The following is a 10,052-nucleotide window of genomic DNA, read 5'->3' as shown; positions in this document are numbered from 1 at the left end:
GCTCCGCACCGGGAGACGGGGCGAGTCGCTGCGCTCCCCGCCAGGGAGCCGCTGCGCGGCTCGCAGTGAGCGATTCCCGTTGCCGTTCGATCGAGTCGCTTCGCTCCTCTGAGTTTCCGACATTAGCTTCTCACCTGCACTTTCCACCGGAACGTTCGATCCGGTCCCCCACACCCCGAAACGAAGCTGGGGAGGCGGGGTGCGCCCGCACGCACCGCTCACTCGACTTCCCACGCCGCTCAATGTCATACCCACAGCATACCACCCACCCTCTCACGCAACTCAAACAGTCGAAAATCCCAAACACCCAAATCTATTAATTTACAACAGATTACGAACTTCATAATCTCAAGTTTGTGCATAACATGTGTAAAGCTTTATCAACCAATTGATTACCCAAACATATTGGTAATAAACAACTTTCAAAAACAGACGAAAGAGACACCCGCGCCCGCCGACGCCCCGGTGCCGGAACTCCCCCACACACACAGCTCGCCGGCACCCCACATCACAAACCGGAGACATGTCATCACACCAGGTCACAACACCATTACACCCCCACACGGCCCCCGCACCCCGGAAACCGGATGCGGGCCGTCTACCGAGAGAAGGGCGAGAGCTACGCCGCAGGGTCCAGCCAGGGCCGACCGTGGCGGCCCTCGACATACACCCGCTACCCCAACAGCCACGCCCCGACGAGCGTGCCGTCCCCATGCTCTTCCAGTCCTCCCAGCCCCACAGCAGTTGAGAAGAACTGGCGCAGGCTCAGTCGTAGAGGTAGGAAGGTTCGTCGTCCACGATCCGCCGGAAGAGCGCACACAGCGGCTCAAGATCCAAGTCCGCGCGCGCTGCGTGGCACGCAGCGTGAAGCTCGGAGAGCCCGATCAGGTTCCAGGCCAAACCGCGTCCAGACTCGGCGAGCAACTGGTCGAAGAACTCTCGCTGCGTCCGACCATTGCCCTCACGAAACGGATGAGCAAAGTTCACGAAGTCGTACACATACGCCAGCTTGCCGGACAGGGCTTGTTTCGTGACAGAGCCGATGTGCCGCAGCTCGTTCAGCTGTTCGGCAACATACTCGATCGGCCGAGCGATTTCCCGCGGGGGAATGAAGGACTCACCCTCCTTTTCGATGCCGACGGTGCGCAGGTCCCCCGCCCACTCATACACATCCTGAAACAGGTATCGATGCAGTGCCTGCAGATGGACCAGATCATAGGTTCGTGACACCACCGACGGGTCAGCTCTGAGCTCTGCCACCCGAACCTCGACGAGATCGTTCTCAGCGTTGATCAGCTCATCGTCTGTCGTGGCCCCGACCCGGTTGCGGAGCACCTTCGAGTCAGGAATGAAGTAACCGCGCCAGTCGGTGTCATGGTCGCCCGTTTCCCACGGGTACGGCCTGCTCACGAACCGACCACGACAATGCCGGCCAGCCTGCTAGTCCAGGTTGTATCGGGCACGGACCCGGGAGCCGAGCTGTTCGATGTCGATCTCACCACGCACATAGGCATCCTGATCGGCTCGAGTGACGTCAGTGCTCCGGGAGCCCTCCAGCTCGCTCGTTGTCCGGGCCGCGCGGATAGCCCGCTCACGTCGCGCACGGTCATCCAACGGTCGACGAATCACCATTCACGCCACCTCCTACTCGAACCCCCAGTTTACCGATGCAGTGTCACAGACAGCCCCTCGACACCACTCGGGTGACGTGGAACTGCACCACATCGCCCGCATCGCGCCGTCGAAGCGGCCCGAAATCGCGCCGTCCCGGTCCCAGCAAACGTCCTCACCACCGATGGCGCACGATCTGCGGGCGACAACGACACGCGATCACGTCGAAGACGCGCGGTACGGAGATCTCCTCGGGGAGGCCGGCGGCGTCGCGGATCGACAGCACCCGGTGATGCAACGCCGCGTCGTCGGCGCGCAGCGCCTCCGCCTTTCGGTGCCCAGGATCGCCCGCGGCGCCCTCGGCGGGACCTGCACCGACACAAACGTCACCGCAACCAGATCATCCGCCGACCAGAACTACCGCCCCCCACACCGAGACCACCGAGCCGAGTCCACGGATTGAGCCCTCTGTACCGCCACGCCACCGCGGCAGGATCAGGCGGCCGTTGAGCCGTTGCGTTCGAGCCTCTCGGCGATCCACACCTTGATCAGCGACTGCCGGGTAACCCCGAGACGAGTCGCCTCACGATCCAACTCCGCGATCATCCACGCCGGGAAGTCGACATTGACACGCCGCTGCTCCTCGCCCGGGCGCCGGGCCCTGGCCGTATCGAGCGCGAACGTCACGTCCTCGCCGGCATCAAAACGCTCGTCGAACTCGTCAGCTCTCATAAGGCGCCACCTCTCCACGTGAGCGCCGAACCGAGATGATCCGGGTCCGGTCCGCACGAAAGGTCACCACCGCGGACCACCATTTTCCGTCAATCACACCGATCACCAGCCACCTCGGCTCATCCGTAGTTCTCGCGGGCACCTCGAGCCGGTGAGGATCTCGCCACAGTGCCTGCGCCGACAGAAAATCGATGCCGTGCTCGGCCAGGTTCGCTTCGCTCTTGTTCGGATCGAACTCAAACCCAGAAATGTATAGAAACTATACTATTTTGGCTGGAGGAGTTCCCCGCTTTCCCACGCCAGCCCAGGCCGAAAACTCAAACGTACGACTCGACACCGGCGGCATCGGAACCAGAGCCGATCCAGCGAATGGAGCCTCGATCGATCAGTGACCTCCCCCGGCGCACCCGTCACCTCGCGCTGGAGCGGACCGCGGGGCGTGTCCGGGTCCGGCCTGACGTTTCCCGTCGCCTGCCGCCGCCACCGCGGGCGGACTGGTAGACAGACCAGGTGCGGGTGGAACGCTCTGATCAGGAGGCCTCGATGCCGCGACCATCATCATGGGTGAGCACAACGGCCTCAGCCCTCGGTGAGGAGCTGGCACGAATCGGTCTGACCGTCCCCACCGACCGACTCGAGGACCTGCTCACCGACCGAGTCGCTGCCGTAGCGGAACAGATGCGCATCACCGAACGCACCGCCCGCCGGTACTTCGACCACGACACCCTCCGCACCCTCGCCCGCGAACTGGCCCTGAGCATCAAAGAAGAGGCACCCGGCGCCGACCTGCTGACACTGCCCCGCACCATCGCCATGCCTCTACCCACTCTCGGGTCGACGATCGCCGCCCTCGTCGAAGTCGCCGCCCTCGCCGACGCCAACACCGGTCCCGACACGCCGGCGACAGCGATGGCACTGATCTCCACCCTCGGCGTCCTGACCCGAGACCACGACGGCGACCTCCCCACCGTCCGGGTGCCGGAGCCCCTCCTCATGCGCGCGGCGCGGCTCATCGAGAACACCGCCGCCCTCGTACACCAAGGCTGCCCACTACCACCAGACGTCGCCGAGAACGTCCGACCCCACCTGCAGAAAGCACTGCGCGACGACGCCGCCCGGCTCCGGGCACTGATCGCCGACACCGGCCGACGCATCGGCTCGGGCCTGTGGGCGGTCCCCGACGACCCACCATGACCACCGTGGCAGTCCCCAGGGCATCCCTCCCCAATCGCAGGAGACCAGTGTGCAACCGCTCCTCGACACCTTCCCGGCAAAGGCCTTCCGATCCAAAGGATCCACCACAGCGGCGGGACGGCGATCGGTTGTGCATCATCGGCGGAAGGCGCTGTTCACAACCTGTTACCCAAATATATTGAAATACAACACCTTTCAAAACGTGCTCGACACCGGGCACGCTGGTGCCCGCCGCTGGCACCCCACATCACAGACCGGGGACATGCCATCACATCAGGTCACAACGGGATCACAACAAAGAAGGTTCGCATCCCGAGGGTCGGGTGCCGGCTACAACGTGCGCCGGTGCGATTCAAGCAATAGGCGATTTGCTTGAACAAGGGTTCCGTTCATTCAAGCTTCCGCGAGTGCAGCGGGGCAGGTTCAAGAAATATTCGGTTTACTTGAACATCAACTGCGATGATTCAAGCAAACCGCGATATAATTGAACAGTGGACGTTGATGCGCTGAAAGAATCGCCGATCGGCACGCTGGTGCCCATCAGCGGAACCGACCCGAGGACAACCCAACCCTGGAGCTACTGGGCGTACCTCCCAGACCCGCTGCCGGTAAACCCCGACCTGTCGGCCGCCGCGATCATGGCAACCGCACGAGCCGGCAACGCCATCGCACGACTCGACGAGGCCGTCGCCCAACTGCCGCGACCCGAAATCCTCGTCCGCCCCATCATCCGACGGGAAGCAGCCAGCACCTCCGCCCTGGAGGGCACCTACGCCTCTTTCGAAGACGTCCTCACCGCCGACTTCCTCGACGACCGCGAGATGTCATCCGAACAACGAGAAATCCGGAACTACGTCCACGCCACCGAAGTGGCGGTCGCCCACATCACCGAACGGAGAATATCCCGCACCTTCCTGGGCGAACTGCAACTGATGATCGTTCGAGGAACACGAGGTGAAACAACGGACTCCGGAGACATCCGCTCACACCAAGTAGCAATCGGCGCCCACAACAAACCCATCGACACCGCCCGATTCGTGCCGTGCCCACCAGGCGACCAACTCGAGGCGGGCATGGCCGCATGGGAAGACTGGGTTGCCCACGAAGACAACACTCTCATCGTCGCGAAGATGGCGATGGCCCACTACCAATTCGAAACCCTGCACCCCTACGGTGACGGCAACGGCCGACTGGGACGCCTGATCGCACTCCTACAACCGATGAAAGCCGGCGAACTGCGATGGCCGATCCTCAACATCGCACCCTGGTTCGAAGCCCGACGCGACGAATACCAAGACGGCCTCCTCAACACCACCATCACCGGCGACTACAACCCATGGATCGAGTTCTTCGCCACCGCCGTGGCCGAACAAGCCAAAGAAGGCCTCGAACGCATCCAGCGACTGATGAAAATCCGCGACACCATGATCCTCGGACTCCGCGAAAAAGGCCTGCGCGGCTCGGCCATCGAAATCGCCGAATGGCTCACCGGCTACCCCGTGATCGATGTCAACACCGCAGCCACCCTCACCGGGAAAACCTTCCAAGCCACCAACACCGCCATCAAAAAACTCGTCGACGAAAACATCCTCACCGAAATCACCAAAAAGAAGCAGAACAGGCTCTTCCTCTGCAGGGACGCATGGAACGCCACCCGATGGGAGTAACCATCGACCGATCACCCCGACACCAACCCCGATCACGACCAAGAGGTGATGACGTGATTCCGATCCCGCCGTACGGCTTGGGAGACAGCTCGATGGTGCGGCAACCCTGGCTGGTGCCCACAGTCCTCTGGTGGAACTGCTGGCACTGACCCAGACCTACCGCGCAGCCGGCGACGGTCAACCGGCAGCGGCCGCGTGGTCGCCGCGATTTCTGACATCGGCGCTGAGTTCGGCAGAGCAAGACATCCGCTCCTTTCGCCGCCCAACACGCCCGACCGTGGGCACGCCGATGGGTCAGAGACACACGTGGCACGGCGGTGTGGTGACCGTCAGCCCACACGGATGCCCTCGTCGGCGAGGAACTCGCGGGCACGACCCAGTTGGCGGTCGGCGGCGAAGATGTACCACTGTTCGGCGAGGCCCTCCCGGTGGACGAGGTCGCGGAACCGGCCGAACGCACCCTTGCCCTCGATCGCCCGCTCCAGCCGCTCCCGCAGCGCCGAATCGTGTTGCCGCTGCGCGAAGGCCGCCATATCCCGCCAGCCGTCCCGCGAGCCGGTGCGGTCGAACCGGAGCCAACGGTCGGGCTCTGCCTCCACGTCGACGGCGGCGTCCTCGCCGACCATCATCGGATCAGTACTGCTGTCGTCATACACCTCCCCTGTGCGCAGATCGACGTAGCCACCGGTGGACATGCCCAGATCCCCCTCCAATTCGGCACCGAGCATCTCGAGGTCGACCGGCACCACCCTCCCGGCCAGCGGCTCGCCGCGCAGGCACGCGAGCAGGTCCTCGGCCAGCACCCCGTCACCCATGCCGGCACGCCAGGTCAGCCGGTTGATGATCGACACCGCCACCGGCTCGGCCTGCTTCCGTCGCTGCTGCAGTGCCATCGGTATTCCGGCCCCCACCTGTTGCAGCGCGTCGTCGACGTCCCGGCCGCGCACCGCGGCGAGGAAGCGGACCGCATCTTTGGCCGCGATAGCGGCGCGCAGCTCGGACACCTCGAGCGCGGGCACCTGGTCCTGTGCGGGCCACGCGTGCAGCAGCATCGGATGCGGCTGGCTCGGTCTGCGCGGTGCTCGGCCTTCCCCGTCGTCGTCGGACCACCGGCGCCCGTACTGATCCGGGATGGCGCCCCACCCCCAGTACGGCAGAGGCTTCCCTGGCGTGATCCCCAGCACTTCCAGGGGGTCGACCTTGTCGGCGCCGATCACACAGCGGTGGGTCCAGTCATCGCCCAGGTCGAAGGTGAACTGGAACTCCACACCCAGCCCCAGCAGTCGAGCGACCTTCGCCGACTCGATGTCCACCGCCTCCGTGATCGGCCCACCGAGAGACTCGACCATCTCGGCCCCAGTCTCGGTGTCGGTGACCACTCGTCCATCGGCAAGGGTGAACATCGACAGGTGCGAGCGGTCCCACCGGGCGAAGGCATCGTTGATCGCATTCGCAAAATCCATGAACGTATGCGACGGTCCGACCGCGAAGACGCGGCCGGGCCACGGCCACAATTCCTCGCCGCGCCCGCCGAGCAGCTCCACCGTCACCGACAACCACGTTCGTGCCATACCCTGAGGATGGCATGCGGGCCGCGGCGCCGCCCGACCACAGCCGCAAACACAAACACAGCGCGCCGTACACCGACAGCCGTCACGCACCTCTGGAGAACGTGTGGCGGTGACGTGGCGGATCCGCCACCGTTCTGAGATTCCGCACTGTCTCTGGCAGATCGGCATGCTCGGCCAGTGCGGTGACGATCAGCTCGAAACGCGGTGGGCCGACTGCCCTGTAGTAGCCGGTTACCGTGCGGGTATTCGCGGCCGGTTTGGATCTGGAGATAGGTCCGAGAGACATGCCAGCACAACCGAAATCCGGTCTCGGCATGCACGTTCGGCACCGCCACACTCGAAATGGGGGTGCCGGCGTCGAGAGCGCACATGTAGGACCGCCCGGGGTCGAGTCGACCGGGCCGGACAGGATGGGCCGACCGGCCCGGGGCCGCGTGCCGGGCTAGCCGAACGGATCGGCGGCGACACCGTCGAATGCGTCGTCGTCCGACACGTCCTCGAACACCCGTACGGGGCGCCGCCCGCGGTGTAGTCGACAACGAACATCCGCCGCTCGCCCACCATGATCCCATCGAACGCTGCCGGCCCATCTGTGGTATCCGGCTGGCGGCGCTTCCCGTCCGCGTGCCGGCGTGTGCCGTTGCTCGGCTCACCGCCCATGGAGTCGGGTGTTCCCCTCGGCGTCGGGTGTGTTCGTGGCGGTCACATCGGTCCCGCGGCCACCGAGACGTGGAAGTTCCCCGCACCGACGGACCGCTCGAGGGTCCCAATGACAGCGGCCGGATTGTCGTAGGGCCCGTTGAGGTAGAACGGCTGACCGTCCCTACCGAACTCGATCCGACCCGGCCCGTCCCACTCACCCAGGAACGCGGCTGCCTCATCATCGAAGACGCCGGCGGGCTCGAAACCGAGCCCACGCGCATAGTGCACCGCCCCCAGGATCAGTTCACGGCCGAGTTCAATCGGAATCTCCACCGCCGGACGGTCGAACGCCGCGTAGTACGTGCGGACGGCGGTGGGGATCCTGCCCGCGTCCATGGTTTCGGGGTCACGGGCGTTCTTCACCCCCAGGCAGTGCACGTCGGCCAGGTAGCCTCGCAGCGTCGCCCGACCACGCCGCCCCTCTCGTGCCACCAACACCTGCGCGAAGCCTTCGGCCTCACCGGCGGGAGCGTCCAATTCCGCCCACTCCGGATGACGCTCGACGCCCAGCCCGACACTCCAGCCACAATTGACCCAGCACCCCAGCACCCGCCCCAATCCTCGGGACGCCTCAGCCTCGGCAGCGATTCGTCGCACCAACGGCGCCACCACCGACGGCCGCACACCCAGAGCACGCGCGATCACCTTCGGCGGGACACCCTGCTCCCAACGCCGCCGCACCTGCTCGACCAACTCCACATCGTCCATGGCCCCCATTCTGCTTCACTGGTCGGGAACCTCCCGCGTCTGGACCTATCCGCACATGTTGGGCCAGGTGAACGCCTGTGATGCCGATCGTCGGCGCCGGGCACGTCGGTCGCGGCGCATCACCACCGACCGGTCACCCGTCTCGCCGCGGGAATCCTCCACCACGGATACTCCCGCGAAATCAAGCAAAGATCCCATGGCGAAGTCGACCAGACCCCGGGCCCCGCAGCAGCTTTACCGAAGTCCGGTCCGGCACTCGAGATTCCTCACCGCAGGTCAAGGCGCCGAGCGCACAGACGATTCGCTGGTAGAGGACACCCCGCGATCGTGCTGGCACAGCGCCAGCACGAACATCGCGACATGGCTGCGGGTGTGCAGCCACGGAAACGGCTGCGAGACGATGTGCGGCCGCTCGAGGTGCTCCCACCGCGCCGCGCTGTCCGCAGCCGTGGGCCGTCTTCGGCGGAGATCCGGCCAATGCTTCGCCGCAACCGCGGCGAGCATGTCGTCGGTGCGGTTGTTGCGACCACCGCGGAAGAAAAATGTGCCGCCCGGGCGCATGGCCGTGAGGTGCCGATCCCGTCCTGCCCGTCCCGGGTGGCATCTCACTGACGACGCCGCGCCGGCCGCTACATCTCCGCCGTTGTGGTTCGGTAGGTCTTCGCCGCAGCGATACCGTTGTCGTAGTCGCTGACGTACTCCCCGGCCGCAGGGTCATACAGTGAGCCGACCGCTGCTGGATCGTGGGCCATGAATACCACGTCGGGCCGTCCGTTGTTGTAGCGGCGGTAGGTGTGATAGTCCCAGCCGGCGGGGGCGTAGTCGTCGTTCCATGCCAGGCGGGCGACGGGGACGAATCCGGCGTCGGCATAGATGTTCGGCAGAACCGTGTCGAAGCAGTCGAGGCGTCGTCCTCCGAGGACGGTGGCTTGGCGCAGCATCGAGGAAGCGGCGTTGGGATGCGCGCCGTCGTTGTGGGAGAACACTGAGACGACTTCGTCGTCCTTCAGTGCGACGCCGGCTTTTCCATCGTCGGTTTTACCGACCGCAGATATATCCGTACACGCCGTTCGTCCTGCGCGACTTCCGGGACGTCCCGTGGTTGTTTACCGACCAGGGTTCGGGATGTTCGTCATGTTCAGGCAGAGACGTGGAGGACGGATGGCGATGCGAGTGGTGGTAGGGGATCTCCGGGTTCAGCGGATCGACAGGCGTAATGGGAGGCGGTCGTGGACGATCGTCTGGCCGGAAGGAACGGAGCATCGCGAGGCGGACCGGTTCCTGCGCGAGCACGACGGGTCGGGCACCCAACGCACCTACGCCTACCTGTTGGTGGATCACCTGCGCTGGCTCGAGCGCGAGTGCCTGACGTTGGACAGGGTGGTGCTGCGGGATCTCGAACGATATATGGGCATCGTCGGCGCCGAGGTCACGATGCCGTTAGGCGAGCCGGGAAACGCCCATACGGGCATGCGGCGCTGTCGACTACGGCAGCCTGTTTGAAGGGGTTCTATCTGCATCAGGCTGCGCTCGGGGTGAATGCCGAGCTGGGCCGGAGACTGGATAAGCGTCGGCTGCCGACGCGGGTGGACCGTCGGCGCGCGTTCTTGGGGCACACGACGTCGTCAATGCCGGCGAACCCGTTGGCTCCGTCGGGGCTGCGGCGTCGGCACCCGAAGATGCTTCCCGACGGTGCACGCGACCGGCTGCTGGCATCGGTCCGTTCGGCACGCGACCGACTGGTGGTGACCTGGTTGGCCGACGGGGGTGTTTTCTCCGGGGGTCAGCCCCGTGTGGCAGCGTGATTCTCTGAGTTTGTGCAGCTCAGAGGCTGATGGGGAGATGTTATCCGCTGCAACAGGTGTGG

At 65.0% G+C, this 10,052-nt stretch carries 11 protein-coding genes and 1 pseudogene; 3 read left to right on the top strand and 9 right to left on the bottom strand.

Translation table 11 applies throughout. From position 1 onward, the window contains the following. Positions 1–765: 765 nt before the first annotated feature. The 5 genes from ACFWAY_RS51775 to ACFWAY_RS51755 all read right to left on the bottom strand — a co-directional run bounded on the left by ACFWAY_RS51775 (position 766) and on the right by ACFWAY_RS51755 (position 2,527). Positions 766–1,410, bottom strand: coding sequence for a Fic/DOC family protein (locus tag ACFWAY_RS51775; RefSeq protein ID WP_378516259.1), 645 nt, complete (start codon positions 1,408–1,410; stop codon positions 766–768). 30 nt (positions 1,411–1,440) lie between these two features. Further along, positions 1,441–1,632: a hypothetical protein gene (locus ACFWAY_RS51770; RefSeq protein WP_378516258.1), complete on the bottom strand. Its 192-nt coding sequence runs from the start codon at positions 1,630–1,632 to the stop codon at positions 1,441–1,443. A gap of 154 nt (positions 1,633–1,786) precedes the next feature. Next, positions 1,787–1,897 (bottom strand): hypothetical protein, encoded by a 111-nt coding sequence (locus tag ACFWAY_RS51765; protein ID WP_378516257.1) that lies wholly within the window; start codon positions 1,895–1,897, stop codon positions 1,787–1,789. 209 nt (positions 1,898–2,106) lie between these two features. After that, entirely contained in the window at positions 2,107–2,343 is a 237-nt protein-coding gene (brnA, locus tag ACFWAY_RS51760; RefSeq protein WP_072950616.1) for a type II toxin-antitoxin system BrnA family antitoxin, read from the bottom strand. Further along, positions 2,333–2,527 (bottom strand): BrnT family toxin, encoded by a 195-nt coding sequence (locus ACFWAY_RS51755; protein WP_378516260.1) that lies wholly within the window; start codon positions 2,525–2,527, stop codon positions 2,333–2,335. Before ACFWAY_RS51755 ends, brnA begins: the two co-directional genes overlap by 11 nt. Before the next feature lie 380 nt (positions 2,528–2,907). Between ACFWAY_RS51755 and ACFWAY_RS51750 the strand changes: the two genes are divergently transcribed. Then, positions 2,908–3,537, top strand: a complete 630-nt coding sequence (locus ACFWAY_RS51750) for a hypothetical protein (RefSeq protein WP_378516256.1) — start codon at positions 2,908–2,910, stop codon at positions 3,535–3,537. 491 nt (positions 3,538–4,028) lie between these two features. After that, positions 4,029–5,204, top strand: a complete 1,176-nt coding sequence (locus ACFWAY_RS51745; protein WP_378516255.1) for a Fic family protein — start codon at positions 4,029–4,031, stop codon at positions 5,202–5,204. Positions 5,205–5,533: 329 nt separating this feature from the next. Here the strand turns inward: ACFWAY_RS51745 and ACFWAY_RS51740 are convergent, their stop codons facing one another. The 4 genes and pseudogenes from ACFWAY_RS51740 to ACFWAY_RS51725 all read right to left on the bottom strand — a co-directional run bounded on the left by ACFWAY_RS51740 (position 5,534) and on the right by ACFWAY_RS51725 (position 9,171). Continuing rightward, the gene (locus tag ACFWAY_RS51740; RefSeq protein WP_378516254.1) at positions 5,534–6,775 is read right to left on the bottom strand and encodes a hypothetical protein; all 1,242 of its coding nucleotides are present in this window, start codon (positions 6,773–6,775) and stop codon (positions 5,534–5,536) included. A gap of 702 nt (positions 6,776–7,477) precedes the next feature. Beyond that, positions 7,478–8,185 (bottom strand): hypothetical protein, encoded by a 708-nt coding sequence (locus tag ACFWAY_RS51735; RefSeq protein ID WP_378516253.1) that lies wholly within the window; start codon positions 8,183–8,185, stop codon positions 7,478–7,480. A gap of 321 nt (positions 8,186–8,506) precedes the next feature. Continuing rightward, positions 8,507–8,689 (bottom strand): annotated as a pseudogene (locus tag ACFWAY_RS51730) (DUF3703 domain-containing protein); the annotation flags it as partial. A gap of 125 nt (positions 8,690–8,814) precedes the next feature. Next, positions 8,815–9,171: a hypothetical protein gene (locus ACFWAY_RS51725; RefSeq protein WP_378516252.1), complete on the bottom strand. Its 357-nt coding sequence runs from the start codon at positions 9,169–9,171 to the stop codon at positions 8,815–8,817. Between the two features lie 175 nt (positions 9,172–9,346). Here ACFWAY_RS51725 and ACFWAY_RS51720 point away from each other — a divergent pair, with 175 nt between their 5' ends. Further along, entirely contained in the window at positions 9,347–9,688 is a 342-nt protein-coding gene (locus tag ACFWAY_RS51720; protein ID WP_378516251.1) for a hypothetical protein, read from the top strand. The last annotated feature ends 364 nt before the right edge of the window (positions 9,689–10,052 follow it).

The organism is Rhodococcus sp. NPDC059968 (assembly GCF_042738615.1).
GTDB lineage: Bacteria > Actinomycetota > Actinomycetes > Mycobacteriales > Mycobacteriaceae > Rhodococcus_F.
Note: the sequence above shows the minus strand (reverse complement) of the source record. Positions and strands in the feature narration are given on the sequence as shown.

Coding starts and splice junctions, on each gene's coding strand:
- ACFWAY_RS51770 (WP_378516258.1), bottom strand. CDS start 1,632: ATGGTGATTCGTCGACCGTTGGATGACCGTGCGCGACGTGAGCGGGCT.
- brnA (WP_072950616.1), bottom strand. CDS start 2,343: ATGAGAGCTGACGAGTTCGACGAGCGTTTTGATGCCGGCGAGGACGTG.
- ACFWAY_RS51740 (WP_378516254.1), bottom strand. CDS start 6,775: ATGGCACGAACGTGGTTGTCGGTGACGGTGGAGCTGCTCGGCGGGCGC.
- ACFWAY_RS51735 (WP_378516253.1), bottom strand. CDS start 8,185: ATGGACGATGTGGAGTTGGTCGAGCAGGTGCGGCGGCGTTGGGAGCAG.
- ACFWAY_RS51720 (WP_378516251.1), top strand. CDS start 9,347: ATGGCGATGCGAGTGGTGGTAGGGGATCTCCGGGTTCAGCGGATCGAC.